The 26,315-nt window shown below is 70.2% G+C and carries 22 protein-coding genes and 1 riboswitch; of the genes, 12 read left to right on the top strand and 10 right to left on the bottom strand.

Annotation, left to right across the window (positions count from 1 at the left end; translation table 11 throughout):
• The first annotated feature begins 109 nt into the window (after positions 1-109).
• From ACFY5B_RS02365 to ACFY5B_RS02350, 4 genes are all read left to right on the top strand, one after another.
• On the top strand, positions 110-1,867 hold the full coding sequence (locus ACFY5B_RS02365) for an SDR family oxidoreductase (RefSeq protein ID WP_389963280.1): 1,758 nt from the start codon (positions 110-112) through the stop codon (positions 1,865-1,867).
• A 143-nt stretch (positions 1,868-2,010) separates the two neighbouring features.
• Positions 2,011-2,559 carry an RNA 2'-phosphotransferase gene (locus ACFY5B_RS02360; RefSeq protein ID WP_389963277.1) on the top strand — a complete coding sequence of 183 codons (549 nt, stop codon included), beginning with the start codon at positions 2,011-2,013 and terminating at the stop codon, positions 2,557-2,559.
• 83 nt (positions 2,560-2,642) lie between these two features.
• Positions 2,643-3,545 (top strand): LLM class flavin-dependent oxidoreductase, encoded by a 903-nt coding sequence (locus tag ACFY5B_RS02355; protein ID WP_389963274.1) that lies wholly within the window; start codon positions 2,643-2,645, stop codon positions 3,543-3,545.
• Between the two features lie 172 nt (positions 3,546-3,717).
• Positions 3,718-4,587, top strand: a complete 870-nt coding sequence (locus tag ACFY5B_RS02350) for a Cof-type HAD-IIB family hydrolase (protein WP_389963272.1) — start codon at positions 3,718-3,720, stop codon at positions 4,585-4,587.
• 94 nt (positions 4,588-4,681) lie between these two features.
• Here the strand turns inward: ACFY5B_RS02350 and ACFY5B_RS02345 are convergent, their stop codons facing one another.
• The 4 genes from ACFY5B_RS02345 to ACFY5B_RS02330 all read right to left on the bottom strand — a co-directional run bounded on the left by ACFY5B_RS02345 (position 4,682) and on the right by ACFY5B_RS02330 (position 11,906).
• Complete coding sequence (locus tag ACFY5B_RS02345) at positions 4,682-5,743, bottom strand: peptidoglycan DD-metalloendopeptidase family protein (protein ID WP_389963269.1); 1,062 nt, start codon at positions 5,741-5,743, stop codon at positions 4,682-4,684.
• A gap of 101 nt (positions 5,744-5,844) precedes the next feature.
• Entirely contained in the window at positions 5,845-9,360 is a 3,516-nt protein-coding gene (gene cydD, locus ACFY5B_RS02340) for a thiol reductant ABC exporter subunit CydD (protein WP_389963266.1), read from the bottom strand.
• A 12-nt stretch (positions 9,361-9,372) separates the two neighbouring features.
• Positions 9,373-10,377: a cytochrome d ubiquinol oxidase subunit II gene (gene cydB / locus ACFY5B_RS02335; RefSeq protein ID WP_389963263.1), complete on the bottom strand. Its 1,005-nt coding sequence runs from the start codon at positions 10,375-10,377 to the stop codon at positions 9,373-9,375.
• Positions 10,378-10,397: 20 nt separating this feature from the next.
• Positions 10,398-11,906 carry a cytochrome ubiquinol oxidase subunit I gene (locus tag ACFY5B_RS02330; protein ID WP_389963260.1) on the bottom strand — a complete coding sequence of 503 codons (1,509 nt, stop codon included), beginning with the start codon at positions 11,904-11,906 and terminating at the stop codon, positions 10,398-10,400.
• Between the two features lie 148 nt (positions 11,907-12,054).
• Here ACFY5B_RS02330 and ACFY5B_RS02325 point away from each other — a divergent pair, with 148 nt between their 5' ends.
• Positions 12,055-12,447, top strand: a complete 393-nt coding sequence (locus tag ACFY5B_RS02325) for a cyclophilin-like fold protein (RefSeq protein WP_389963257.1) — start codon at positions 12,055-12,057, stop codon at positions 12,445-12,447.
• A gap of 49 nt (positions 12,448-12,496) precedes the next feature.
• Here the strand turns inward: ACFY5B_RS02325 and hisC are convergent, their stop codons facing one another.
• Entirely contained in the window at positions 12,497-13,576 is a 1,080-nt protein-coding gene (gene hisC, locus ACFY5B_RS02320; protein ID WP_389963254.1) for a histidinol-phosphate transaminase, read from the bottom strand.
• A 431-nt stretch (positions 13,577-14,007) separates the two neighbouring features.
• Here hisC and ACFY5B_RS02315 point away from each other — a divergent pair, with 431 nt between their 5' ends.
• The 3 genes from ACFY5B_RS02315 to ACFY5B_RS02305 all read left to right on the top strand — a co-directional run bounded on the left by ACFY5B_RS02315 (position 14,008) and on the right by ACFY5B_RS02305 (position 17,532).
• The gene (locus ACFY5B_RS02315; RefSeq protein WP_389963251.1) at positions 14,008-15,120 is read left to right on the top strand and encodes a LacI family DNA-binding transcriptional regulator; all 1,113 of its coding nucleotides are present in this window, start codon (positions 14,008-14,010) and stop codon (positions 15,118-15,120) included.
• Between the two features lie 276 nt (positions 15,121-15,396).
• Entirely contained in the window at positions 15,397-16,482 is a 1,086-nt protein-coding gene (locus tag ACFY5B_RS02310; protein WP_389963692.1) for a metallophosphoesterase, read from the top strand.
• A 183-nt stretch (positions 16,483-16,665) separates the two neighbouring features.
• Positions 16,666-17,532 (top strand): hypothetical protein, encoded by an 867-nt coding sequence (locus tag ACFY5B_RS02305; protein ID WP_389963248.1) that lies wholly within the window; start codon positions 16,666-16,668, stop codon positions 17,530-17,532.
• Positions 17,533-17,730: 198 nt separating this feature from the next.
• Here the strand turns inward: ACFY5B_RS02305 and thiC are convergent, their stop codons facing one another.
• Positions 17,731-19,515 carry a phosphomethylpyrimidine synthase ThiC gene (thiC, locus tag ACFY5B_RS02300; protein WP_389963245.1) on the bottom strand — a complete coding sequence of 595 codons (1,785 nt, stop codon included), beginning with the start codon at positions 19,513-19,515 and terminating at the stop codon, positions 17,731-17,733.
• A riboswitch (TPP riboswitch) is annotated at positions 19,508-19,697 on the bottom strand. (Overlaps the previous gene by 8 nt.)
• A gap of 72 nt (positions 19,698-19,769) precedes the next feature.
• Between thiC and ACFY5B_RS02295 the strand changes: the two genes are divergently transcribed.
• Positions 19,770-21,539 (top strand): YibE/F family protein, encoded by a 1,770-nt coding sequence (locus ACFY5B_RS02295; protein WP_389963242.1) that lies wholly within the window; start codon positions 19,770-19,772, stop codon positions 21,537-21,539.
• Positions 21,540-21,666: 127 nt separating this feature from the next.
• Here the strand turns inward: ACFY5B_RS02295 and ACFY5B_RS02290 are convergent, their stop codons facing one another.
• The 4 genes from ACFY5B_RS02290 to ACFY5B_RS02275 all read right to left on the bottom strand — a co-directional run bounded on the left by ACFY5B_RS02290 (position 21,667) and on the right by ACFY5B_RS02275 (position 23,950).
• Positions 21,667-22,101 (bottom strand): SsgA family sporulation/cell division regulator, encoded by a 435-nt coding sequence (locus ACFY5B_RS02290; protein ID WP_033309865.1) that lies wholly within the window; start codon positions 22,099-22,101, stop codon positions 21,667-21,669.
• Positions 22,102-22,199: 98 nt separating this feature from the next.
• Entirely contained in the window at positions 22,200-22,937 is a 738-nt protein-coding gene (locus ACFY5B_RS02285) for an IclR family transcriptional regulator (protein ID WP_389963689.1), read from the bottom strand.
• Between the two features lie 317 nt (positions 22,938-23,254).
• Positions 23,255-23,467 carry a DUF5326 family protein gene (locus ACFY5B_RS02280; RefSeq protein ID WP_020271174.1) on the bottom strand — a complete coding sequence of 71 codons (213 nt, stop codon included), beginning with the start codon at positions 23,465-23,467 and terminating at the stop codon, positions 23,255-23,257.
• Positions 23,468-23,632: 165 nt separating this feature from the next.
• Positions 23,633-23,950 carry a cupin domain-containing protein gene (locus tag ACFY5B_RS02275; protein ID WP_389963238.1) on the bottom strand — a complete coding sequence of 106 codons (318 nt, stop codon included), beginning with the start codon at positions 23,948-23,950 and terminating at the stop codon, positions 23,633-23,635.
• Positions 23,951-24,010: 60 nt separating this feature from the next.
• Here ACFY5B_RS02275 and ACFY5B_RS02270 point away from each other — a divergent pair, with 60 nt between their 5' ends.
• From ACFY5B_RS02270 to ACFY5B_RS02260, 3 genes are read left to right on the top strand one after another with little or no spacing between them, the layout of a single operon-like run.
• Positions 24,011-24,388, top strand: a complete 378-nt coding sequence (locus ACFY5B_RS02270; protein WP_344460579.1) for a phage holin family protein — start codon at positions 24,011-24,013, stop codon at positions 24,386-24,388.
• A gap of 6 nt (positions 24,389-24,394) precedes the next feature.
• Complete coding sequence (locus ACFY5B_RS02265) at positions 24,395-24,886, top strand: low molecular weight protein-tyrosine-phosphatase (protein ID WP_389963235.1); 492 nt, start codon at positions 24,395-24,397, stop codon at positions 24,884-24,886.
• Positions 24,883-26,139 (top strand): cystathionine gamma-lyase, encoded by a 1,257-nt coding sequence (locus ACFY5B_RS02260; RefSeq protein ID WP_389963232.1) that lies wholly within the window; start codon positions 24,883-24,885, stop codon positions 26,137-26,139. Before ACFY5B_RS02265 ends, ACFY5B_RS02260 begins: the two co-directional genes overlap by 4 nt.
• Positions 26,140-26,315 lie beyond the last annotated feature (176 nt).

The raw sequence follows: 26,315 nt of genomic DNA, 5'->3' as shown, positions 1-26,315 counted from the left end.
TGGGATCAGCCCTGAGTATTACGGGCCCCTAGGGGAGCTGGTCCTCCGGAGTTACCACGCTCGGGAAGCCCCTATTGACGAACTCTCTAACAACTGCCAGATTCGCCGGATGACGTTGCTGACGGGCGCGCGGGAGCGCTGGGTGCGGACCGGCGAAGTCGAGCTGTGCGTGGCCGAGATGGGTGATCCGGGACGGCCGACAGTCGTCCTGGTGCACGGCTACCCCGACAGCAAGGAGGTGTGGTCCGAGGTCGCCGGGCGGCTCGCCGGACGCTTCCACGTGGTCGTGTACGACGTCCGCGGCCACGGCCGGTCGTCGGCGCCGCGGCCGCTGCGGGGCGGGTTCACGCTGGAGAAGCTGACGGACGACTTCCTGGCCGTCGCGGACGCGGTGAGCCCGGACCGGCCGGTGCATCTGGTCGGGCACGACTGGGGCTCGGTGCAGGCCTGGGAGTTCGCCACCGTGCAGCGCACCAGGGGTCGCATCGCCTCGTTCACCTCGATGTCCGGGCCGTCCCTCGACCACTTCGGCCACTGGATCGACCGGCGGGTGAAGCGGCCCACCCCGCGCCGGGTCGGCCAGCTGCTCGGGCAGGGCGCCAGGTCCTGGTACGTGTACCTGCTGCATACGCCCGCGCTGCCCGAGCTGGCCTGGCGCGGCCCGCTCGGCAAGCGCTGGCCGCGGATGCTGGAGCGCGTCGAGAAGGTGCCCCGGGGTGACTACCCCACCGCGTCCCTCCCGTCGGACGCGGCCCACGGGGCCTGGCTGTACCGGGACAACGTCCGGCCCCGGCTGCGCGCGCCACGCCCGGACGCGCACGCCCACGCGCCCGTGCAGGTCATCACGCCCTTGGAGGACCGGTTCCTCTCGGAACGACTCCAGGATGAACTGGAGCAGTGGGTTCCGCAGCTCACCCGCAGGACGGTCCAGGCAGGGCACTGGATCCCGCGCACCCGCCCGGACCAGTTGGCCTCCTGGATCGACGAGTTCGTGACGTCCGTCGAGGGCGGCCGGGCTCCGGCGGTGGCGAGCGGCGCGCACGCCGAGCGGTTCGGCGGGCAGCTCGTGCTGGTCACCGGGGCGGGCAGCGGCATCGGGCGGGCGACGGCGCTCGCCTTCGCGGAGGCCGGAGCGCGCGTGGTGGCCGTCGACCGGAACGCCGGGGCGGCCGTCAGCACCGCCGAGAAGGCCCGTCTGCTGGGCGCCCCCGAGGCCTGGGCGGAGACGGTCGACGTCTCCGACGAGCCGTCCATGGAGAAGCTCGCCGAGAAGGTCACCACCGAGTACGGAGTGGTGGACGTCCTCGTGAACAACGCCGGGATCGGACTGTCCGGTTCCTTCTTCGACACCACCCCGGAGGACTGGAAGAAGGTCCTGGACGTCAATCTGGGGGGTGTCATCCACGGCTGCCGGCTCTTCGGCCGGCGGATGGCCGAGCGCGGGCAGGGCGGCCACATCGTCAACGTGGCCTCGGCCGCTGCGTACCAGCCGTCCCGGGCGCTGCCCGCCTACAGCACCTCCAAGGCGGCCGTGCTGATGCTCAGTGAATGCCTGCGGGCGGAGCTGGCGGGCCAGGGGATCGGCGTGACGGCGGTGTGCCCCGGGTTCGTCAACACGGCCATCACCTCGACGGCGCACTTCGCCGGAGTCGACGCCCGGGAGGAGAAGCGGCTGCAGAAGCGCGCCGCCCGTCTGTACGGACTGCGCAACTATCCGCCGGAGAAGGTGGCCCGTGCGATCCTGCGGGCGGTGACGCGCAATGTGGCAGTGGCGCCGGTGACACCGGAGGCGCGGGGTGCGCGCTGGCTGTCACGGTGGGCGCCGGGAGCACTGCGGGGCATCGCGCGGCTGAAGCCGCCGGTGTGAAGCGAGGCCCAAAACCCCTGCGGTGAGAGGAAGTTGTCCACAGAACCGCCAATTTCCCTGTGGATAACCATACTTGGCTGTGGATCAAACCTCCGAGATGAAACTCGATCGCGTGATGCGCATCTCTCCCGCACTCTGGAGGCATGGACGAAAGACGCACCGTGAAGGTGTCGAAGTACCTGTCGAAGCATCTGCGCCACCAGCCCGAACGCATCGGGCTCACGCTCGACGAGGCCGGCTGGGTCGAGATCGACACGCTGATCGCCGCAGCCACCGCGCACGGCTTCCGGTTCACCCGCGACGAACTGGACCACGTCGTCGCCACCAACGACAAGCGGCGCTTCGCCGTCGAGGGCACCCGGATCCGCGCCAGCCAGGGCCACAGCGTGGACGTCGACCTCGGGCTGGCACCGGCCACCCCGCCCGCGCACCTCTACCACGGCACCGTCGCCCGCAACCTGGATGCCATCCGGTCCGAGGGACTCCGTCCCATGAACCGGCACGCCGTGCATCTCTCGCCCGACCGGGACACGGCGACCCGTGTCGGAGCCCGCCGGGGGCAGCCGGTCGTGCTCGGGGTGGACGCGTCCGCCATGCACGCCGACGGCCACGTCTTCCACGTCAGCGCCAACGGGGTGTGGCTCACCCAGGCCGTACCGCCGCGCTACCTGCGCTTTCCCGGACCGCACTGACCGGGTGGTGTGACCAGACACTCAGGGTGACTGGTTTCACGTGAAACACGGGTGGCTCACCGGGCTCCCTTAGGCTCGATCTCATGAGTCTGCGCCTGAGCACCGTGATCCTCCCGTACCGCCGCTGGCACGAAGGCGGCCGTGCGGCCTGGACGCGCGCGGAGCAGCTCGGCTTCCACACCGCCTACACCTACGACCACCTGTCCTGGCGCACCTTCCGGGACGGCCCGTGGTTCGGCGCCGTGCCGACCCTCACGGCCGCCGCGAGCGTCACCGACCGGCTGCGGCTGGGCACCCTGGTGACCTCCCCGAACTTCCGGCACCCCGTGACGCTCGCCAAGGAGCTGATCTCCCTCGACGACATCTCCGGCGGGCGGGTCACGCTGGGCATAGGGGCGGGCGGCTCCGGCTTCGACGCCACCGCGCTCGGCCAGGAACCATGGACTCCGCGCGAGCGCGCCGACCGCTTCGCCGAGTTCGTCCCGCTGCTCGACCGGCTGCTCTGCGAGGACGCCGTCTCGTACGAGGGCGACTTCTACTCCGCCCACGAGGCGCGGAACATCCCCGGCTGTGTGCAGCGCCCCAGGCTGCCCTTCACGGTGGCGGCTACCGGGCCACGCGGGATGCGGCTCGCCGCCCGGTTCGGGCAGGCGTGGGTGACCACCGGCGACCCGAAGCTGTACGAGAGCGGCACGCCTGAACAGTCGGTTCAGGCCATTCGCGGCCAGGCCGAGCGGCTCGACGACATCTGCGCCGAGGTCGGCCGCGACATGACCGATCTCGACCGGGTCCTGCTCACCGGATTCACGCCGGACCGCGTCGGCCCGCTCCAGTCCCTGGACGCGTTCGTGGACTTCGCCGGACGGCACGTGGAGCTGGGCCTCACGGAAATCGTGATCCACTGGCCGATCCCCGACTCGCCCTTCGCCGCGGACGAGAAGGTCTTCGAGCAGATCGCGATGGAGGCGCCTGCGCAGCTGCGCTGAGGCGGACGGACGCGTCGGGGTTCTGCGGGGGCCCGCGTCGAGATCTCTCCCTGGGCCCCACCGCGGGCCCCTGCGGAGCGACTGCTCATGTGGGACTCCTGGTGGCAGCGGTATCCACTCACCTGTGCGGAGCCCCGCACGCCCGTGCAGACATGTGCGGGACAATGGCCGGGTGACCTCAGCGACCCGACAGCCCGAGACCGCGGCCGAGACCCTCCCGCCGCGACTGATCGCCACCGACCTCGACGGCACTCTGCTGCGCGACGACAAGTCGGTGTCCCCGCGTACGGTCGCCGCGCTGGCCGCCGCCGAGGAGGCGGGCATCGAGGTCTTCTTCGTCACGGGCCGCCCGGCCCGCTGGATGGACGTCGTCAGCGACCATGTGCACGGCCACGGCCTGGCGATCTGCGGCAACGGCGCCGCCGTGGTCGACCTGCACGGCGGCCCCGGTGCCCACCGGTTCGTGAAGGTGCGGGAGCTGGCCCGGGAGAACGCCCTGGACGCCGTACGGCTGCTGCGCGACGCGGCGCCGGGCACCGTGTACGCGGTGGAGCAGACATACGGCTTCTACCAGGAGCCGGCGTACCCGAAGCTGCACATGGAGATACCGGACAGCCTCGCCCCGGCCGAGGAACTGCTGGGCCCGGACCACCCGGCCGCCGCGGAACCGGTGCTGAAGATCCTCGCCTACCACCCCGAGATCGACCCCGACGCCTTCCTGACCCTGGCCCGCCTCGCCATCGGCGACCGCGCCAACGTCACGCGCTCCAGCCCCAGCGCCCTCCTCGAGATCAGCGGCCCGGGAGTGTCGAAGGCCAGTACTCTCGCGCTGTGCTGCGCCGAGCGCGGCATCTCGCACGAGCAGGTCGTCGCCTTCGGTGACATGCCGAACGACGTGGAGATGCTGACCTGGGCGGGCCGGTCGTACGCGATGGGCAACGCGCACCCCGACGTGATCGCCGCCGCCTCGGGCCGGACGGTGGCGAACAACGAGGACGGAGTGGCGGTCGTGATCGAGCAGTTGCTGACGGAAGTGCCGTAGCCCCCGAGCCGGGGTGCCGCAGAGGGACATCCCGTAGCCGCCGGAGCCGGAGTGTCGCTGAGGGGCACCCCGTAACCGCCGGAGCCGGAGTGTCTCAGAGGGGCACGCCGCGCGCTGCCAGCCACGAGACCGGGTTCACCGACGAGCCTGACTCCGCTGTGATCCGGGCCTCGAAGTGCAGGTGAGGCCCGGTGGAGTTGCCCGTGGTGCCCGACTGGCCGATCCACTGTCCGGGACTGACGTGCTCCCCCGGGTCGACCGCGAGGGAAGCGAGATGGGCGTACTGCGTGTAGTAGCCGCCTGCGTGCTCGAGCACGATCTCCATCCCGAAAGCACCGCCGCAGGACACCCTCACAACCCGGCCCGCGCCCACGGCCCGCACCGGCGTGCCGATCGGCACCGCGAAGTCCTGCCCGGTGTGCCGGTTCGACCAGCGCGCACCACCGCTGCCGTAGGACGCCGACAACTCGTAGGTCTCGACCGGCGCGACCCAGTCGTTCTCGGTGAACCCCGTCGCCGGCTGGTCGAGTCGGACGGCTCCGCGGCACGCCCCGGCGGCGGCCGCGGCGTCCGCCTGCCCTTGGAGCTGTGAGCGGGCCGTCTCCAGTTTCTGCTCGATGTCGGCCTTCAGAGCGGCGAGTCGAGTGTTGCGCCTCTCCAGCGCCTGCCATCGGTCCGCTGCCCTGGCCTCGTCCTTCGCCAGTCGCGCCTCGGCCCGCCGGTTTTTGGAGATCGCGTTGTTCACGGCGAGATCCGCCTGCGAGAAGGCATGCTGACCTCGCATCAGGCTGTCGGGACTGTCGGCGAGGATCATGTGCGCCGCCACCGGCAGGCCGCCGCTGCTGCGGTACTGCGCCCGGGCGATCCGGCCGAGGTCCTCGTGCAGAGCGGCGATGTGCCGCCGCTGCACGTCCAGGAGTTCCTCCGCCCGCTGGACCTCGGCCCGCTGGACCTCGGCCTCCTTGCGGCCGGCCTCGTACTGCTGCGTCGCCACCGCGGCCTCCTCGTACAGCCGCGCCACCTCGGCGCTGAGGGCGGTGTCCGCACCGGTGCCGCTGCCGGGTTCCTCGGGCGCTGCCGTCGGCCGGGCCGCCAGCACGGCCAGCGCACACAGCAGGACCGGAACCAGCAGCCGATGGCGGCGATATGAGCGCATGTCAGCGATCGTCGCCCAGCACCGCGGGCCCGGTCCTGTTCAGGTCCTACGGCCGGGGGACCGGCTGCGCCGAACGGCCCAGTGCACACCGTTCCCGGCCGCTACCGTGCTCCCACCAGCGACTCCGCAGCCGCTTCCCGCTCCGCCATCTCCCGCAGCGGCCCCTCCACTGCCAGCAGGTCCCCGAACCGGCCGCGCTGCACGACCCGTCCCCGGTCCAGCACGATCACCTCGTCGACCGCTTCGAGGCCCGCCATCCGGTGCGTGATGAGCAGCGTGGTCCGCCCCTCGGTGACGGCCAGCAGGTCGGCGGTGAGCGCGTCGGCCGTCGCCAGGTCGAGGTGCTCGGCGGGCTCGTCCAGCACCAGGACGGGGAAGTCGGCGAGCAGTGCCCGGGCCAGCGCCAGCCTCTGCCGCTGGCCTCCCGACAGCCGCGCCCCGTGCTCGCCGACGAGCGTGTCCAGACCGTCGGGCAGGCTGTCCGCCCACTCCAGCAGCCGGGCCCGGCCCAGCGCGGCGCGCAGCTGCTCCTCGGTGGCGTCCTTCCTGGCGAGCAGCAGGTTCTCGCGCAGCGAGCTGTCGAAGAGATGCGCGTCCTGCGCACACAGCCCGACGAGCCCTCGTACGTCGTCGCCGTGCAGCGCGGACGCGTCCACACCCGCGAGCGTGTACGAGCCCGCCTCCGCGTCGAGGAACCGCAGCAGCACCTGCGCCAGCGTGGTCTTGCCCGAGCCGGAGGGTCCGACCACGGCGATCCGGCGCCCCTCGTCGAGGGTCAGGTCGAGCCCGTCGAGCGCCTCCCGGTCCTGCCCCGCGTGCCGGGCGGTCAGTCCCTTGACAACGACCGGGAACGGCGACGCGGGCGCCTGCCGGAGCCGCTCCGGCTCCCTCACGGGCTCAGGGGCGTCCAGCACCTCGTACACCCGCTCCGCGCTGCGGCGCACGCGCTGCCGGTACTGCACGGCGAGGGGCATCCCGAGCACAGCCTCGAAGGCGGCGAGCGGGGTGAGGACGACGACGGCCATGGCCACGCCGTCGAGCCGTCCGGCGGCGACCGCCTGCGCGCCGGTCAGCGCCGCGCCCGTGACGGTCAGCCCGGAGATCAGCGCGGTGAGACCGTCGCCCAGGGCGGTGGCCGTGGCGGCGCGCGAGGCGATCCGGGTCAGCGCCCCGTCGGCCTTGCGGGCCTGGGCGGTCCGCGCGGGCAGTGCACCGGCGACGGTCAGCTCCGCGGTGCCGGTGAGCAGATCGGCCACGCGCGTCGCGAGGACCCCACGGGCGGGTGCCAGTTTGTGTTCGGCCCGCCGGGCCACCGCGCCGGTGATCAGCGGTACACCGACCCCCGCCGCCAGGAGCCCGGCCGCGAGCACCGCCCCGGCCTCGGGGAGCAGCCACGCGGTGAAGCCGGCCGACAGGGCCGACACGACCAGGGCCGCCCCGGCCGGCAACGACCACCGCAGCCAGTAGTCCTGCAGCGCGTCCACGTCCGCGACCAGCCGGGAGAGCAGATCGCCCCGGCGGACCCGGCGCAGTCCGGCCGGCGCCAGCCGCTCCAGCCTGCGGAACACCGCGACCCGGGTGTCCGCCAGCATCCGCAGCACGGCGTCGTGCGACACCAGCCGCTCGGCGTACCGGAACACGGCCCGCCCGATCCCGAACGCCCGCGTCGCGGTGACAGCCATCATCAGATACAGCACGGGCGGCTGCTGCGAGGCCCGCGAGATCAGCCATCCCGAAGTGGCCATGAGTCCCACGGCACTCCCCAGGGCGAGACTCCCGAGCAGCAGCGCGAGTCCCAGCCGCCCGCGCCGGGCACCGGACATCGCGCGGACGCGCGTGAGGACACCGCCGCGAGCCGACCCTCCGACGGACTCGGCCTGGGTGGGTGGCTCGACCTCGGCGAACCGCGTGCCGGCCGACCGGGCCGTGGCGAACGCCGCATCCACGGCAGCGGCGCTCCCGGGTTCCGAGGGCCGTGCCACCGGGTCCATGCCCTCCAGCCGCACCACCCGGTCCGCGACGTCCAGCAGCGCCGGCCGGTGCACCACCAGCAGGACCGTCCGGCCGGCCGCGAGCCGCCGCACCGCCGCGACGACCTCGGCCTCGGTGGCCCCGTCCAGCGCCGCCGTCGGCTCGTCGAGCAGCAGCACGGGCCGGTCGGCGAGAAAGGCGCGGGCCAGTGCGAGGCGCTGCCGCTGCCCGGCGGACAGCCCGGCGCCGTCCTCGCCGAGCACGGTCTCCACGCCCTCGGGCAGCGCGTCGACGAATTCCAGCGCCCCGGCATCCCGCAGCGCCCGCCGTACGGAGTCGTCGTCGGCGCCGGGCCGCGCCAGCCGTACGTTCTCGGCGATCGTCCCGGCGTAGAGATGCGGCCGCTGCGGCACCCACGCGATCCGGGAGCGCCACTGCTCCAGGTCGGCATCGACGAGGTCGACACCCCCGACCCGCACCCGCCCCTCCGCCGGGCGCACGAACCCCAGCAGGACGCTCAGCAGCGTCGACTTGCCGACGCCGCTCGGTCCCACCAGCGCGACCGTCTCCCCGGGCTCGACGCCGAAAGTCACGTTCGTGACGGCGTCCGCCGACCGCCCCGGGTAGCGCACGGTCACGCCCTCGAACGACAGCGCACCCTCCGGCACGGCCTCGGCGCCGGACGCCGGCCGGGGCGTCTCCAGTACCTCGAAGATCGCATCGGCGGCGGCGAGCCCCTCGGCCGCCGCGTGGTACTGCGCCCCGACCTGCCGCAACGGCAGATACGCCTCGGGCGCGAGGATCAGGATGACCAGGCCGATGTACAGGTCCATCTCTCCGTGCACCAGCCGCATGCCGATCGTCACGGCGACCAGCGCCACCGAGATCGTCGCGAGCAGTTCCAGGGCGAAGGAGGAGATGAAGGCGATCCGCAGCGTCCGCATGGTCGCCCGCCGGTACTCGCCGGTGATCCGCCGGATCGACTCGGCCTGCGCCTTGGCCCGGCCGAATACCTTCAGCGTCGGCAGTCCCGCGACGACGTCCAGGAAGTGCCCGGACAGCCGGGACAGCAACTGCCACTGCCGATCCATCCGGGACTGGGTCGCCCAGCCGATGAGCACCATGAAGACCGGGATGAGCGGGAGGGTGCCCACGATGATGGCCGCGGAGACCCAGTCCTCGGTGACGATCCGCGCCAGCACCGCTACCGGCACGACCACCGCGAGACCCAACTGCGGCAGATACCGGGAGAAGTAGTCGTCGAGGGCGTCCACCCCCCGGGTGGCCAGGGCGACCAGCGAACCGGTCCGCTGCCCGGCCAACCAGCCCGGCCCGAGCTCGGCGGAACGCTCCAGCAGCCGCCCCCGCAGCTCGGACTTCACCGCCGCGCTCGCCCGGTGCGCGGCGAGCTCGGTGAGCCAGCCGACCAGCGCCCGGCCGCCCGCGACGGCGGCCAACAGCACCAGGGGAGTGCCGAGTTCGGACACCGCCATACGGTGCTGGAACGCGCCGACCACCACCTCGGCGATGAGCATCGCCTGCACGATGACCAACCCCGCGCCCACCGCACCCAGGGCGACGACGGCCACCAGGAAGACACGGGTGGCGCGGGCGTACCGGAGCAGACGCGGGTCGATCGGTTTCACGTGAAACACACCTCAGTGCGCGGTCTCGGCGATGTGCTGCGTCCCTATCCGCTTGCGGAACACCCAGTACGTCCAGCCCTGGTAGAGCAGGACGACCGGGGTGGCGATCCCGGCACACCAGGTCATGATCTTCAGTGTGTACGGGCTGGACGAGGCATTGGTGACCGTCAGGCTCCAGTCCGGGTTTAGCGTCGACGGCATGACGTTCGGGAACAGCGTCAGGAAGAACATCGCCACCGTCGCCACGATGGTGAGCCCCGACAGCGCGAACGCCCAGCCCTCACGCCCGGCCCGGGCCGCGACCAGGGCCACGAGGAGCGAGGCCACAGCCACGACCATCGCCACGAGCGACGGACCATCGCCCCGGTCGGACTGCGTCCACAGCAGGAAGGCGAGCGCCAGCAGGGCGGTCACCACTCCGACGCGCAGCGCCAGCTTCCGCGCCCGCTCCCGGATCTCCCCGACCGTCTTGAGACCGACGAACACCGTCCCGTGGAAGGTGAACAGTGCCAGCGTGACCAGGCCGCCGAGCAGTGCGTACGGGTTGAGCAGGTCCAGGACGCCACCGGCGTAGTTGAAGTCCTGGTCGATCTTGACGCCGCGCACGATGTTCGCGAAGGCCACGCCCCACAGGAACGCGGGCAGCAGCGAGGCCCAGAAGATCGCCGTCTCCCAGTTGCGCTGCCAGTTCTCCTCGGGCCGCTTCACGCGGTACTCGAAGGCCACACCCCGGACGATCAGGCAGACCAGGATGAGCAGCAGGGGCAGGTAGAAGCCGGAGAAGAGCGTGGCGTACCACTCGGGGAAGGCGGCGAAGGTCGCGCCGCCCGCCGAGAGCAGCCACACCTCGTTGCCGTCCCAGACGGGCCCGATGGTGTTGATCAGCACCCGCTTCTCGGGCCGGTTGCGGGCGAGCAGCTTCGTGAGCACGCCGACCCCGAAGTCGAAGCCCTCCAGGAAGAAGTAGCCGGTCCACAGGACGGCGATCAGGACGAACCAGACGTCGTGCAGTTCCATGACTGTGCAGCTCCCTCGGCCTAGTACGAGAAGGCCATCGGCTTGTCGGCGTCACGGGAGTCGCCGCCGATCTTCGTGGGCGGGTTGAGGTCGGCCTCGGTGAGTTCCGGCGGGCCCGCCTTGACGTACTTGACCAGCAGCTTGACCTCGACGACGGCGAGAATCGCGTACAGCGTGGTGAAGACGACCATCGACGTGATGACCTCGGCCTGCGAGACACCGGGGGAGACCGCGTCGCGCGTCTGGAACAGGCCATAGACGACCCACGGCTGACGGCCCATCTCGGTGAAGATCCAGCCCCAGGAGCTGGCGATCAGCGGGAAGCCCAGGGTGAGGATCGCGATGCGCCAGTACCACTTGGTGAGGGTCGGGCCGAGCGCCTTCTTGGGCAGCAGGACGAGATGCGGTACCTCGTCGTCGCCCACCCTCAGGTGCTGCGGCAGCATGAACTTCTTGCGGGTCAACCACAGCCCGGCCAGGCCGATGGCGAACGACGTCATGCCGAAGCCGATCATCCACCGGAAGCCCCAGTAGGCGACGGGGATGTTGGGCCGGTAGTCCCCGGGCCCGTACTTCTCCTGCTCGGCCTTGTTGACGTCGTTGATGCCGGGCACGTACGAGGTGAAGTCGTCCTTCGCGAGGAAGGACAGCAGGCCGGGGATCTCGATGGCGACCTTGTTGTGGCCCTTGTCGACGTCGCCGATGGCGAAGACCGAGAAGGGTGCCGGCTTCTCGCCGTCCCAGAGCGCCTCGGCCGCGGCCATCTTCATCGGCTGCTGCTGATACATGATCTTGCCGAGGACGTCACCGCTGATGGCGGTGAGGAGGCCGCCGATGACGACGGTGACCAGGCCCAGCCGGAGGGAGGTCTTCATCACGAGGACGTGCTTCTTGCGGACCAGGTGGAAGGCGGCGATGCCGACCATGAAGGCGCCGCCGGTCAGGAACGCCGCGGTGAGCGTGTGGAAGACCTGGGCGAGCGCGGTGTTCTGGGTGAGCACCAGCCAGAAGTCGGTGAGCTCGGCCCGGCCCTTCGCCTCGTTGATCCGGTAACCCACCGGGTGCTGCATCCAGGAGTTGGCAGCGAGGATGAAGTAGGCCGACAGGATCGTGCCGATCGAGACCATCCATATGCAGGCCAGGTGGATCTTCTTCGGCAGCTTGTCCCAGCCGAAGATCCACAGGCCGATGAAGGTGGACTCGAAGAAGAACGCGATCAGTGCCTCGAAGGCGAGCGGCGCACCGAAGACGTCACCGACGAAGCGCGAGTAGTCGGACCAGTTCATGCCGAACTGGAACTCCTGCACGATGCCGGTGACCACACCCATCGCGATGTTGATCAGGAAGAGCTTGCCCCAGAACTTGGTGGCCTGGAGGTACTTCTCCTTCTCCGTCCGTACCCACGCCGTCTGCAGACCGGCCGTGAGCGCGGCCAGGGAGATCGTCAGGGGGACGAACAGAAAGTGGTAGACGGTGGTGATTCCGAACTGCCATCGCGCCAGGGTCTCCGGCGCCAAAGCCAGGTCCACGTCGCCGCTCCTTACACCGCTTGTGAAAGCGTTCACATTCACAAGCCATTATGCAGCACGGACTTTCGAGCACCTTGAGGGGGGCCCTGTCTCCCCCGTCACAGTCGAGCCCTTGGCCCAGACTTCAACATATTGTTGAATCGTCGGCATGCAGTCACCGATACCGCTACAGATACGGATCTCCTGGCCCGCGGGCCATCTCGACGCGTCGCTCGACGACACCCCGACCAGCCAGGCCCTGGTCAAGGCGCTGCCGCTCGTCTCCACCGCCCGCACCTGGGGCGAGGAGGTGTACTTCGACACGGGGGTGTCAGTTTCACGTGAAACAGGCGCCCAAGAGGTCGTCGAGCCGGGCACCGTCGCCTTCTGGACCGACGGCGATGCCCTCGCTCTCCCCTACGGGCCCACTCCGATCTCACGGGGTGATGAATGCCGCCTCGCCGGCCCGTGCAATGTCCTGGGCCGCTTCGACGGCGACCCCGGGCTGCTCGCGACCGTTCGGGACGGAGACCCCGTCCGCCTGGAACTCCTGGACGCCTGACCGGGCTGACGGGGAGTCGCGACTCCTCGCCGCCTGGCGGGCACAAGCCCTACTGCTCCTTGCGGAACCCTTCCGACACCTTCAGGAAGATGTCGTTCGCCTCGGCCTCTCCGACCGTCACCCGCACACCCTCGCGCGGGAACGGCCGGATCACCACACCCGCCTGCTCGCAGGCCTGCGCGAACGCGACCGTACGCTCCCCCAGCCGCAGCCACACGAAGTTGGCCTGGGTCTCGGGCACCGTCCAGCCCTGCGAGCGCAGCCCGTCGACCACGCGCGTGCGCTCACACACCAGCGAGCCGACCCGGCCGAACAGCTCGTCCTCGGCTCGCAGTGAGGCGATCGCCGCCTCCTGCGCGAGCTGGCTCACGCCGAAGGGAACCGCCGTCTTGCGCAGCGCCGCGGCCACCGGCTCATGGGCGATGGCGAAACCGACGCGCAGGCCGGCGAGGCCGTACGCCTTGGAGAAGGTCCGCAGGACACAGACGTTGGGCCGGTTCCGGTAGATCTCGACGCCGTCCGGCACCTCGGGGTCGCGGATGAACTCGCGGTACGCCTCGTCGAGGACCACCAGCACATCGCGCGGGACCCGGTCGAGGAAGCGCTCCAGCTCCGCTCGCCGCACCACCGTGCCGGTCGGGTTGTTGGGGTTGCAGACGAAGATCAGCCGGGTCCGTTCGGTGATCGCGTCGGCCATCGCGTCGAGGTCGTGCACATCCCCGGGCGTCAGCGGCACCTGGACCGACGTCGCGCCGCTGATCTGCGTGATGATCGGGTAGGCCTCGAAAGAGCGCCAGGCGTAGATCACCTCGTCACCGGGGCCTGAGGTCGCCTGGATCAGCTGCTGGGCGACACCGACCGAGCCGGTTCCGGTGGCCAGGTGGGAGAGAGGCACCCCGAACCGCTCGGACAGCTCGTTCATCAGGCCCGTACAGGCCATGTCCGGGTAGCGGTTGAAGTTGCAGGCCGCCGCCGTCACGGTCTCCATCACGCCCGGCAGCGGCGGATAGGGGTTCTCGTTGGAGGACAGCTTGTAGGCCACCGGACCACCTGCTGCGGCGGGCTTGCCCGGCTTGTAAGTGGGGATCCCCTCCAGCTCGGCGCGCAGCTTGGGGCTCGTCTCGCTCACCGCAGTCCTCCTCGTGAAGACCGGCGGCCCATGACCGCCGCCGACATCCAATACTCCTCACCTTATGAGGATTCGGCGCTGCTGCGTATAGCCACGACCGAGCGGCCGGCCTCGTCCTCCCCCGTCTCACTGGCATCTGGGGCATCACCGCACCAAGGCGTACGAATCCGGGGGCGCGCCACACATATATCTATGCGCCGGTGGTGCACGCCGTGGCGCGCATCCCCCGTGCAGGTGAGTTGAGACCTCTTCGCAACCTCGGCCAGTTGGCAGGCCCGTGCGCGCCGACACAACACGTACTGCTAAGAAAGCGCTCAACACCCATGACTTCCAAGGCAATTGAGGTTGAATGATCATGCAGAAACGTGCCTGTCAACGCGTGCATATGCGTCCGCACTACCCCACCGCATGAGCCCTACTATCGGCTCGCCATGACAGCAGCAGGGAAGCACCAGGTGAGCCGCGCGGAAACCTCACGACGAGGCAGTCGGCCGGGTCGGGCCGGCATCAGAGACGTGGCCGCCGCCGCCGGAGTCTCCATCACGACCGTCTCCGACGCCCTCAACGGCAAGGGACGACTCCCGGACGCCACCCGGCGCCACGTCCGGGAAGTCGCCGACCGCCTGGGCTACCGGCCCTCGGCCGCCGCCCGGACCCTCCGTACCGGCAAGTCGGGCCTCATCGGCCTGACCGTGACCACGTACGGGGATGAACCTTTCACCTTCACGGAGTTCGCCTACTTCGCCGAGATGGCGAGGGCCGCCACCTCCGCCGCGCTCGCCCGTGGCTACGCGCTCGTCATCCTGCCCGCGACCTCCCGCCACGACGTGTGGTCCAACGTCGCCCTCGACGGCACGGTCGTCATCGACCCCTCCGACCAGGACCCGGTCGTCAGCGAGCTCGTCCGGCAGGGCCTGCCGGTGGTCTCCGACGGCCGCCCGGCCGGTGAGCTGCCGGTCACAGCCTGGGTCGACAACGACCACGAGGCCGCCGTCCTCGGCATCCTCGACCACCTGGCCGACGCCGGCGCCCGCCGCATCGGCCTGCTGACCGGCACGACGACGGACACCTACACCCACCTGTCGACCACCGCCTACCTGCGCTGGTGCGAACGCGTCGGCCAGGATCCGGTGTACGAGGCCTATCCCGCGCACGATCCATGCGCGGGCGCCGTCGCCGCGGACCGGCTCCTCGCCCGGCCCGACCGGCCCGACGCGGTCTACGGACTGTTCGACCCGAACGGCACCGATCTGCTCGCCGCCGCCCGCCGCTACGGCCTGCGCGTCCCCGACGACCTGCTGCTCGTCTGCTGCAGCGAGTCCACGGTGTACGCCAACACCGAGCCACCCATCACCACGCTCTCCCTGAAACCCCGCCGCATCGGCACAGCGGTGGTACAGCTCCTCATCGACGCCATCGAGGGAGTGGAAGCCGACCACCCGGTGGAGCAGGTGATACCGACGGAGCTGATCGTGCGCACCTCGTCCCAGCGACGCCCGCCGCGCACGACGGTCAGCCCTCCGCGATCGCCCGAAGGCACGTAGGTTCCGCACGGGTAAGAGGAAGGTCGCCCTCCTGGGGAGAAACAGGGCCGGTCCCCCGGAGAGAAGGGATCGTTCTCGCGAAGAGAAGAAGAGCGCGGGCGGTCACACGATGGTCAAAGCCCGGCCCAATCGGGGCGAAAGCCGCGGTGAACTGGACTCTTGCTCTGATTCACCACCCCTGGGTCATCACATGGCGCGATCCGCATTCCTATGATGGGCCCACGACACCCGCGGGCCGCTACGACCAGGCAGTCCGATGCGGTGCAACGCGGCGCGATGGTGGAGGGGTCGATGACTCAGGGGGCCGGTCAGGGACCCGAGGTGGAGCGGACGGCGACGTTGCGCGACTTCCGGGTGCCCGCGTACGTCCACGAGGCCGGTCCGTACGTCCACAGCGTCCACCCCGAGGGCACCCCGCCGCCCGAGGAGACGTACCCCGAGGGATACACGCCGACCCAGCGCGACCTTCCCGTCGTCAACCGGGGTGACACTGTTCAGGTGACCGTGGATCCCGAGACCGCCGCCCCGCAGTCCACCACCGGGCAGGGCCCGCTGTACGTCGTGGGTGACGTGCACGGCTACCTCGACCAGCTGGTGTCGGCCCTCCAGGAGAAGGGCCTGCTCGACGCCGCCGGCAGCTGGTGCGCGGGCACCGCCCGGCTCTGGTTCCTCGGCGACTTCACCGACCGCGGCCCGGACGGCATCGGCGTCATCGACCTGGTCATGCGGCTGTCCGCCGAGGCCGCCGCGGCCGGCGGCTACTGCAAGGCGCTCATGGGCAACCACGAACTGCTGCTGCTGGGTGCGAAGCGATTCGGCGACACCCCCGTCAACTCCGGCGCGGGCACCGCCACCTTCCAGGCGGCCTGGCTGCTCAACGGCGGCCAGAAGACCGACATGGACCGCCTCCAGGACCACCACCTGCAGTGGATGTCCCGCCTGGACGCCGTCGAGGAGGTCGACGGCCACCTGCTCGTCCACTCCGACACCACCGCCTATCTCGACTACGGCCGCTCCATCGAAGAGGTCAACGACACCGTCCGCGAGACGATCACCCGCAACGACGCGGACGAGGTCTGGGACCTGTTCCGCAAGTTCACCAAGCGGTTCTCCTTCCGCGACGAGGGCGGCGCGGCCGCCGTGCGCTCCCTCCTCGATACGTACGGGGGCACCCGCATCGTTCACGGGCACAGCCCGATCCCCTATCTGCTGGGCGAGGTCGGCTCCGAGGACGACGAGGACAACCGCGACCCCGTGATCGAGGGACCGCACGTCTACGCCGACGGACTCGCCATCGCGATGGACGGCGGCGTGACCATGGCCGGAAAGTTGCTGGTCCAGCAACTGCCGCTCCATACGTGAACGTTCACCGGGCAGGCGTTCCCGGTCGGAGGACCGGGCCGGTGCGGGGTCAATTTCGGTAAACCCCCTGTCACCGCATACCGTCACCGCTCTACCATCGGCTTATCCGTAGCAGGCTCCCCTCCGTTTCTGCCCGACGGCTCGTCAGCATGCCGAGCCCCAAGCCCTACGGAGCATCGGGGGATGCACATGAACAGCGTTCCGCAGCACCTGCTGAGCGAGGACCGTCAGGAATACGAGCGGATCCTCGATGAGGCGCTGCGCTCCGCACCACACCGTCCGGAACTGGCCGCTGTCGGACAGCGGCTCAACCCCGAACAGCTGCGCACCATGGCGCTGAGCGCCACCGCGCTCATCACGGCCGCCGCCTCGACGGAGTACCAGCACTACGTCAAGGTCCGCGACGAACTGCGTCAGCCGGCATCGGCCGCCTCACCGGCCGTGCGCGGGTCCGACTCCTCCGAGGCGGGCTCGGGTGCGTCGGGGCTCGCCGCCACCGTGGGAGGGGTCGCCGAGACCACCGGCGCGGGCGCCGTCGCCGTCGTCGCCGTCCTCGCACCCGTCCTGGCCGGTACCGCCGCGGCGATCTTCCTGCTCGTCGGCTACATCCTGCGGATGCTCGACCCCGAGCAGGGGTTCGCCCGGACCATGCTCACCACGGGCTGGGTCTTCGGTGCCGTGACCGCGGTCGCGATCCTCGTCGCCGCGGTGGGGCTGCTGCTCACCGCTCTGCGGAACAAGCCCACGGCCGAGGGCGGGCCGTACGGCGAACTGCAGGGCGAGGTGGCCCAAGCCAAGGAGGCCTGGCACGAGGCCCTGCTGGAACGCGGCATCCTGCCTTTCCTGCGGGAGGCACTCGCCGACCCCGGCGCGGCCGCCGCGCTGCAGCACACGCCCTCGTCCACTCCGGTCAGCCGCATGCCGCACCTCGGCTACGACCGCCCGGGGTTCACCAGCCCGGACGACGGCGACCGCGGCTCGCGCCCCAGCTTCAGCAGCCCGGACTACACGAGCCCGGACTTCGGAGGGCCGGAGCACCAACCGGAGTAACCGTCGGAGCCCATGCCCGGCAACCCCACCCTTCACGGGCAGGCCGGAGTAACCGTCGGAGCCCGTCCGGGTACCCCGCCCTCCACGGGCGGAGAGACCCGGGCGGCTCCTCGCACGGCACCTCCACAGGCCGGGGCCCGTCGGCCCCGGGTCTGTGCGCGGCGCGGGGCCGGCCGGCCCCAGGCCTGTGCGCGGCGGTCAGTCCGCGATGGGCAGGTACACGCGGTTCCCGCTCGCCGCGAACTCCTTCGACTTCAGGGCCATGCCCTCCTCGACCTCGGCGCGTGTGCCGCCGTGTTCCCGGCGGATGTCCTGCGAGATCTTCATGCTGCAGAACTTGGGACCGCACATCGAGCAGAAGTGAGCCGTCTTGGCGGGCTCCGCGGGCAGGGTCTCGTCGTGGAACTCCCGTGCCGTGTCCGGGTCGAGGGCCAGGTTGAACTGGTCCTCCCACCGGAACTCGAAACGAGCGTCCGACAGCGCGTCGTCCCACTCCTGCGCACCCGGGTGGCCCTTGGCGAGGTCGGCTGCGTGGGCGGCGATCTTGTAGGTGATCACGCCGGTCTTGACGTCGTCACGGTTCGGCAGACCCAAGTGCTCCTTGGGCGTGACGTAACACAGCATCGCCGTGCCCCACCAGGCGATCATCGCGGCACCGATGCCGGAGGTGATGTGGTCGTACGCCGGGGCGACGTCCGTGGTCAGCGGGCCGAGCGTATAGAACGGAGCTTCATCGCAGATCTCCTGCTGAAGGTCGATGTTCTCCTTGATCTTGTGCATCGGGACGTGGCCCGGGCCCTCGATCATGGTCTGAACGTTGAAACGCTTCGCGATCCGGTTGAGTTCCCCGAGCGTGCGCAACTCCGCGAACTGCGCCTCGTCGTTGGCGTCCGCGATCGATCCGGGCCTGAGGCCGTCCCCGAGCGAGTACGTGACGTCGTACGCGGCGAGGATCTCGCAGAGCTCCTCGAAGTTCTCGTACAGGAACGACTCCTTGTGGTGCGCGAGGCACCAGGCCGCCATGATCGAGCCGCCCCGGGAGACGATGCCGGTCTTGCGGTTCGCCGTGAGCGGCACGTACGGCAGGCGTACACCCGCGTGGACCGTCATGTAGTCCACGCCCTGCTCGGCCTGTTCGATGACCGTGTCCTTGTAGATCTCCCAGGTCAGCTCCTCGGCCCGGCCGTCGACCTTTTCCAGGGCCTGGTAGAGCGGCACGGTGCCGATGGGCACGGGGGAGTTGCGCAGCACCCACTCGCGGGTGGTGTGGATGTTGCGGCCGGTGGACAGGTCCATGACCGTGTCGGCGCCCCAGCGGGTCGCCCAGGTCATTTTCTCGACCTCCTCCTCGATGGAGGAGGTCACCGCCGAGTTGCCGATGTTGGCGTTGACCTTCACCAGGAATCGCTTGCCGATGATCATCGGCTCGATCTCCGGGTGGTTGACGTTGGCCGGCAGCACGGCCCGACCTGCGGCGATCTCGTCGCGGACCACCTCGGGCGAGACGTTCTCCCGGATGGCCACGTACTCCATCTCGGGCGTGATCTCGCCGCGGCGGGCGTACGCGAGTTGGGTGACCGCCTCTCCGCCCCTGCCGCGGCGCGGCTGGCGGGGCCGGCCGGGGAAGACCGCGTCCAGGTTGCGGAGACCGCCACGGGGCGAGGTGTGCTTGATGCCGTCGTCCTCGGGACGGACGGGGCGGCCCGCGTACTCCTCGGTGTCGCCGCGGGCGATGATCCAGTTCTCGCGCAGCGGCGGCAAACCCCTGCGGACGTCGGTGTCGACGAGTGGATCGGTGTAGGGGCCCGACGTGTCGTACAGCGTGACCGCCTGGCCGTTGGTGAGGTGCACCTGACGGACCGGCACGCGCAGGTCGGGGCGGGTGCCCTCGATGTACGCCTTGTGCCAGCCGATGGACTTCCCGGCCTCCTGGGACGTCTCGTCCTGAACGGAGGCAGGCGTGCGTGCGTCCTTGTTGGTCATGAGACCTACTCCCTACGCCGGCATTACCCGGTAACAGGTTCGGCGGTCGACGCAGCGGTTTCCGTCCGGCGATGCTTCGTGTGAAACATCACTCGACTCCAGCGATGTTTCATGTGAAACATCGCTGGGACGGAGGTCAGCGCCCTCTCAGCCCGGTGCTCCGAGCTCCCGCGTGTACAAAAGGTGCCCCCACGCTAGCGGCAATTCTGGCGCGGTGAACAGAGGGCCCCCCTCGTTCTTGCGATGATCGGGCGGTGACCACGACGCAGCGTTCCTCCTTCCCACCGCCCGAGCCGCCCCGCGGATCCGGCGCCGGAAACGGCAACGGCCGTGGTGACGGCCATGATTTCGCCGCCGGGGCCGGACAGGGACCCGCCAGGGGGCAGGAACCGGCCAGAGAGCAGGGGCCGGCCAGGAGACAGAGCCCTGAGCTCGGGTACGGGCGGGACGCGGGGTTCGGTCCTGGTGACCCCGGTGGGTATGGGCCGGGCTCCGGCGGCGGCCGGGGCACCGGTTATCCCCGCGGTCATGCGGACCACAGTGGTCCCCTCGGTGGGCAGGGCTCCGGACCTGGCACCGGTGGCGGGTACGGATCAGGCCCCAGCGGAGGCGGCGGTCACGGCCACGGCGGAGGCGCCGGGGACGGCCCCGGTCCCGGCGGAGGCAACGAACAGGGTCACGGTCAGGGCGGAGGCGACGGGCACGGCCCCGGTTCCGGCTCGGGTGGCGGGCACGGGCATTCTCACAGTCACGGCCCGGCCACCCCGGTCTCCCTGCATCTGCGCAAGGTCATCGCGGCGATCCTGATCCCGTTCGCCGCTGCCGTGCTGGTCGGTCTCGCCGTGCTGTGGCCGGGCGGCGCTCCGGCGCACGAGCGCACCGGCGTCGGTTTCGACCGGCAGACGCAGGACGCCACGGTCACCAAGGTGGTCGAAGTGAGCTGTAAGGAGGCCGGCGCTTCGGGCGTGCCGCCGACCGGTGACACCTCCACGGCCGAGGGTTCCTCCGCGGTGCAGGAGGAGAAGGGCACCTGCAAGCGGGCGACGATCCGGGTCGACAGCGGTGACGACAAGGGCCGTACGTTCACCGAGATCGTCCAGCCCGACCAGTCCCGCCAGCTGCACGAGGGCCAGGAGGTCGTGGTCGCCTACGAGCCCTCGGCGCCGAAGGACCTGCAGTACTCGGTCACCGACATCAACCGCCGTCTGCCCATGGCCCTGCTCGCGGGCATCTTCGCCCTGGCCGTGGTGGTCGTCGGGCGGATGCGGGGTGTCATGGCGCTGGTCGCCCTGGCCATCAGCTTCATGGTGCTGAACTTCTTCATCCTGCCCGCGATCCTGCAGGGCTCCAACCCGCTGGTCGTGGCGGTGGTCGGCGCGAGCGCCATCATGCTCATCGCCCTGTACCTGTGTCACGGTCTGTCCGCCCGGACGTCCGTGGCGGTGCTCGGCACCCTCATCTCGCTGCTGCTGATCGGCATCCTCGGCTCGGTGTTCATCGACTGGGCCGCCCTGAGCGGGAACACCGACGACAACACCGGGCTGATCCACGGCCTCTACCCGACGATCGACATGAGCGGTCTGCTGCTGGCCGGCGTCATCATCGGGTCGCTCGGCGTGCTCGACGACGTGACGGTGACGCAGACCTCGGCGGTGTGGGAGCTGCACGAGGCCAACCCGTCGATGGGCTGGCGGGGCCTCTACCGCGCGGGCATCCGGATCGGCCGCGACCACATCGCCTCGGTCGTCAACACGCTCGTCCTCGCCTACGCGGGTGCCGCGCTGCCCCTGCTGCTGCTGTTCTCCATCGCGCAGAGCAGTGTGGGGACGGTGGCCAACAGTGAGCTGGTCGCGGAGGAGATCGTGCGCACGCTGGTCGGTTCGATCGGCCTGGTCGCCTCGGTGCCGGTCACCACCGCCTTGGCGGCGCTGGTGGTCTCGGCCGACCGCCCCGGCACGGAACCCTCCCCGGAGGCCTCCGTGGTCCCGGCCCGCGGGGGGCGGGGCAGGCGCCGCAAGCGCTGACGCCTGAGTGCCCGAGGCGTCCCGCCCGGTCGGAGGAAGATCGTAGGACGATCACAGGAAGAAGCGTTCCTGCACAGCTCGGCGGCGCCCGGTGAAGCGTTACTCCACCGTGCCGCCGGGCCATGTCTCAGCCGGCGCCCTGCTCGGCGAGGATGCGGTCCAGGGCCTCGTCGAGGTGCGCGTCGAAGTCGGCGAGCGAACCTTCCTGGCCCAGCGGCACCAGCTTGTCCGTACGGTCCAGGAAAGCGACGAGCGGTGCCGTCGAGGAACGGAACAACGCCTGGTCGCTGCCCACCTGAAGCCGGATCAACACCTCGCCCAACGCGTCGGGTTCGACGGGCGTGACGCGCACATCGCCCTCCCCGCACGGCCGGCCGACCCCGTCGATCAGCAACTCCCGCCCAAAAGCCCACGTCACCGGGGCATCACCGGGCAAGTGGAACGTCAGCCTGACGGCATAGGGATCACTGGACTCATAGCGCAGCTCCACCGGAATGCGGAAGGAGAGCTCCTCGGACACGAGAAAGCTCATCATGACCTCTGCTTGTACGGACTCGCGCATCGATAACCCCGTCAATCGCCGTTACTGGCCGGGAACGAACCTCTGACACTTGGTGGAATCTTGCTGAACGTACACAGCAGATCACAAGGAGTGAGTTTTCACATACTGATAGAGAGAGCGAGCGAGCCGAGCCGTCGCCCCATCTCTGCCTGCAACTGCCGGGCCGCGGGCAGCAGCCGGTCGGCCTGGTGTGCGGGGAGTGAGATGGCCATCGTCGCTGCCGTGGTGCCGAGGGTGAGGGGGATCGCGGCGCAGACCGCGCCCAGGGCGTACTCCTGGCGCTCGGTCACCGGCTCCATCCGCCGGATCCGCTCCAGGCGCCTGAGCAGGCTGTGGTTGTCGCGCACCGTGTAGGGCGTGAGGGGCTGCACCGGGTAGCGGTCGAGGTGGTCACGGCGTGCCTCCTCGTCCAGTTGGGACAGAAGGCACTGCCCGACGGCGTGCGCGTGCCCGGTCTCCCGGAAGTCGGCCCATTCCTCGACCGCCGGGTTGGCGGGGGTGTCGGAGACGCACATGACCTCGATCTCGCCCTCGCGGTAGACCGCGTAGTACACGGGCACGCCCAGGGTGTCCCGCCAGTGCGCCAAGGCGTCGACGATCGTGCTGCGACGTTTCTGCCGCGCCCCGCTGCCGCTCAGCCGCTCGGCCGCCTCACCGAGGAAGAACAGGCCCTTGTCCCGGCGCAGATAGCCCTCGTGCACCAGCGTGCGCAGCAGGTGATACGTCGTGGGCAGCGCCAGCCCGGTCTCACGGGCCAGTTGCTTGGCCGGAGCGCCGTACTCGTGCGCGGCGACCGTCTCCAGCAGGCGCATCGCGCGCTGCACGGACCCGATCAGGGTCGGTGGAGGCGGTGCGGCAGCGGGAGCAGGTGACCCGGAGGGCGCCGCCGAGCGGGGTTGCGCGGGGACGGTGCGGAGGTGGACGGGTGCGGTGTCAGCCGGGACCAAGGGGCTCTCCCGAAGCGCGAGGGGGCAGACCCGTGCGGGGAACACGGGTGGGGGTGAATGCCGCTCGCGGGGAAGTCCCCGCGTCGAGTTCCGGACTCTATTCGCCTGCCACCGCGTGCAGACGGCCCCGCCGGGAAACTTCCCCCGCCCGAGGGAACCGTTGATTCCAGGCGTTTCCCGCTACCCCCACCGGTTTCCCACCGGTCTCACCAGTCGCTGCGCGACGAGGAGCTCGAAGTGAACTTGCGTACGACGTAGATCAGCCCGCCGACCAGGGCCACGAAGACCAGCACCTTGAAGAGCAGTCCGATGACGAAGCCGACCACACTGGCGATCAGCCCGCCGAACACGACCAGGGCGATGACCGGCACCGCGATCCACTTCACCCACCACGGCAGTCCCGTGAAGATCTCTCGCATCGCCCTCGTCCTTACCTCTCCGCCCGTTCGAGTGCCGGGTCCTGTCGGTCCTGTCGGATCACTGTTGTCCTGCACTCGATGCTAGGTCCGGGAGGGGGTCGAACGGGTGCCTCACATCCCTTGTCCTCCCCTGACCGACCCCCTAGGGAACCCTGAGACGCCGCGTCAGCTCTCGGGCGGAGAGAAGACCACCAGCACCCTCAGGTCCTCGGTGATGTGGTGGAACTTGTGGGCGACGCCCGCCGGCACGTAGATCACGCTGCCGCGCGCCACCTGCGTCGTCTCCAGGCCGACGGTGATCGCGGCCCGGCCGCTCACAACGAAGTAGACCTCGTCCTGATTGTGCGGCTTCTGTGGATCCTGATCGCCCGCGTCAAGGGCGTACAAGCCGACCGACATGTTCTGCTCCCGCAGAAACTGCAGGTAGGCGCCCTTGTTGGCGGCGCGCTCCGCCTCCAGTTCATCCAGCCGGAATGCTTTCATCGCCTTGTCCGCCCCTGCCTCTTGTGCCCGTGTCCGATCAGGTCTGCCACGATCAGACACATGAAGAATTTCCTAGTCAAGACGATCGCGAACGCGGGCGCCCTGGCGGTCGCCGTATGGCTGCTCGACAAGATCACCCTGACCGGTGACAGCACGGGCAAGGAGTTCGCCACCCTGATCATCGTGGCGCTGCTCTTCGGCCTGGTGAACTTCCTGGTCAAGCCGGTGGTCAAGCTCCTCAGCCTGCCATTGCTGATACTGACCCTCGGCCTGTTCACGCTGGTCGTCAACGCGCTGATGCTGCTGCTCACCTCGTGGCTGGCGGACAAGCTCGACCTGAGCTTCCACGTGGACGGCTTCTGGACGGCTGTCGTGGGAGGCCTGATCATCTCGGTCGTCTCCTGGGCGCTGCACGTCATCCTGCCCGACGGGGACTGAGCGAACATGACGTACCGGGTCTGCTTCGTCTGCACGGGCAACATCTGCCGCTCGCCGATGGCCGAGATCGTGTTCCGCGCGCGGGTGGCTGAGGCCGGTCTCGACGAGCTGGTGGAGGTCGACAGCGCCGGTACGGGCGGTTGGCACGAGGGCGACGGCGCCGACCCGCGCACCGTGGCCGTCCTGGAGGACAACGGATACCCGGGCGGCCACACGGCCCGGCAGTTCCAGTCGTCGTGGTTCTCCCGCCTCGACCTCGTGATCGCCCTCGACTCCGGCCATCTCGGGGCCCTGCGCCGCCTCGCGCCCACCGAGCAGGACGCGGAAAAGGTACGGCTGCTCCGCTCGTACGATCCCGCCGCCGGCGACGACCTCGACGTACCGGACCCCTACTACGGGGGAATGGACGGCTTCGAGGAGTGCCTTGAGATGGTGGAAGCGGCGAGCACCGGTCTGCTCGCCGCAGTGCGCGAGGACCTGGAGGGACAGGCGGCATGAGTGATTCCGCGACGGGTGCAGGAAGTGGCGGGGCAGCTGCCGCAGATGACGCGACGGGTGCCGCGGGCGGGGTGACGGGCGCTGCGGGCCTGGCGGCGGGTGGGGTGACGGGCCCTTCGGGCCTGGCCGCTGGCGCCGGTGACGGCACGCGTGCGGTGCGGGCCGGGCTGCCGGAGCCGGTCAAGCACGAGCCCACCCTGCCCGGCCCGGTGTTCGCGGCCCACTTCCATCTCCCGGGCGACGTGACGGGTCCCTACACGTACGGCCGCGACGAGAACCCGACGTGGACGCTGCTGGAACGCGCTGTCGGCGAGCTGGAGGCGCCGGGCGGGGACGGCGCCGAGACGCTCATCTTCGCCTCGGGCATGGCGGCGATCTCGGCGGTGCTCTTCTCCCAGCTGCGCACCGGCGACGTGTGTGTCCTGCCCGACGACGGCTACCAGGCACTGCCGCTGGTCCGCGCCCAGCTGGAGGCATACGGCATCCAGGTGCGCACGGCGCCCACCGGCGGGGATGCCCAGCTCGACGCCCTCGACGGTGCGAGGCTGCTGTGGCTCGAGACCCCTTCCAATCCCGGGCTGGACGTGTGTGACATCAGGCGGCTCGCCGAGGCGGCACACGCTCGTGGTGCGCTGGTGGCCGTCGACAACACCCTCGCGACACCACTCGGTCAGCGTCCGCTGGAGCTCGGCGCCGATTTCGCGGTGGCCAGCGGCACCAAGCAGCTCACCGGCCACGGCGATGTCCTCCTTGGTTATGTGGTCGGCCGGGACGCCGAGGCCATGGCCGCCGTGCGCCGCTGGCGCAAGATCGTCGGTGCGATTCCCGGGCCCATGGAAGCCTGGCTCGCGCACCGTTCGATCGCGACGCTCCAGATGCGGGTCGACCGGCAGAGCGCGACGGCCCTGGCGGTCGCGAAGGCGCTGCGCGGGCGGCCCGAGGTGGCAGGACTGCGCTACCCCGGACTGCCCGACGACCCCTCCCACGAGATCGCCGCGCGGCAGATGCGGCGCTACGGCTGCGTCGTGTCGTTCACGCTGCCCACCCGCGCGCGTGCCGACCGGTTCCTCGACGCGCTGCGCCTCGTGGACGACGCGACGAGCTTCGGCGGTGTGCGGTCCACGGCCGAACGGCGTGGCCGCTGGGGCGGAGACGCGGTGCCGGAGGGCTTCATCCGGCTGTCGGTGGGCGCCGAGGATCCCGAGGACCTGGTGGCGGATGTGCTGCGTGCGTTGGACGAGTCGGCCGCCTGATCACCCCCACGGACGGTCCGAGCCTCCCCCCTCGTGGCTCGGACCGTCCGCCGGTTCCGCGCGCAAGAACCGCGCGACCAAGGCTAGTTGACTCTCTGTCAGTGTCCAATCACAGTAGCGACAGAGACCTATCGACTTATTTATAGTTGGGCACGCCCGGGGCAGGGAGCAGGGGC

It is taken from the genome of Streptomyces sp. NPDC013187 (assembly GCF_042899705.1).
Classification (GTDB): Bacteria; Actinomycetota; Actinomycetes; order Streptomycetales; family Streptomycetaceae; genus Streptomyces; species Streptomyces hawaiiensis_A.
The sequence above is the reverse complement of the archived record's forward strand: the minus strand, read 5'-3'. Positions and strand labels throughout refer to the sequence as shown.

Bases quoted from the DNA above. Each gene is read 5' to 3' on its own strand.
- ACFY5B_RS02365 (WP_389963280.1), top strand. From the start codon at position 110: ATGACGTTGCTGACGGGCGCGCGGGAGCGCTGGGTGCGGACCGGCGAA.
- ACFY5B_RS02360 (WP_389963277.1), top strand. From the start codon at position 2,011: ATGGACGAAAGACGCACCGTGAAGGTGTCGAAGTACCTGTCGAAGCAT.
- ACFY5B_RS02355 (WP_389963274.1), top strand. From the start codon at position 2,643: ATGAGTCTGCGCCTGAGCACCGTGATCCTCCCGTACCGCCGCTGGCAC.
- ACFY5B_RS02345 (WP_389963269.1), bottom strand. From the start codon at position 5,743: ATGCGCTCATATCGCCGCCATCGGCTGCTGGTTCCGGTCCTGCTGTGT.
- cydB (WP_389963263.1), bottom strand. From the start codon at position 10,377: ATGGAACTGCACGACGTCTGGTTCGTCCTGATCGCCGTCCTGTGGACC.
- ACFY5B_RS02325 (WP_389963257.1), top strand. From the start codon at position 12,055: ATGCAGTCACCGATACCGCTACAGATACGGATCTCCTGGCCCGCGGGC.
- ACFY5B_RS02315 (WP_389963251.1), top strand. From the start codon at position 14,008: ATGACAGCAGCAGGGAAGCACCAGGTGAGCCGCGCGGAAACCTCACGA.
- ACFY5B_RS02310 (WP_389963692.1), top strand. From the start codon at position 15,397: ATGGTGGAGGGGTCGATGACTCAGGGGGCCGGTCAGGGACCCGAGGTG.
- ACFY5B_RS02305 (WP_389963248.1), top strand. From the start codon at position 16,666: ATGCACATGAACAGCGTTCCGCAGCACCTGCTGAGCGAGGACCGTCAG.
- thiC (WP_389963245.1), bottom strand. From the start codon at position 19,515: ATGACCAACAAGGACGCACGCACGCCTGCCTCCGTTCAGGACGAGACG.
- ACFY5B_RS02290 (WP_033309865.1), bottom strand. From the start codon at position 22,101: ATGCGCGAGTCCGTACAAGCAGAGGTCATGATGAGCTTTCTCGTGTCC.
- ACFY5B_RS02280 (WP_020271174.1), bottom strand. From the start codon at position 23,467: ATGCGAGAGATCTTCACGGGACTGCCGTGGTGGGTGAAGTGGATCGCG.
- ACFY5B_RS02275 (WP_389963238.1), bottom strand. From the start codon at position 23,950: ATGAAAGCATTCCGGCTGGATGAACTGGAGGCGGAGCGCGCCGCCAAC.
- ACFY5B_RS02270 (WP_344460579.1), top strand. From the start codon at position 24,011: ATGAAGAATTTCCTAGTCAAGACGATCGCGAACGCGGGCGCCCTGGCG.
- ACFY5B_RS02265 (WP_389963235.1), top strand. From the start codon at position 24,395: ATGACGTACCGGGTCTGCTTCGTCTGCACGGGCAACATCTGCCGCTCG.
- ACFY5B_RS02260 (WP_389963232.1), top strand. From the start codon at position 24,883: ATGAGTGATTCCGCGACGGGTGCAGGAAGTGGCGGGGCAGCTGCCGCA.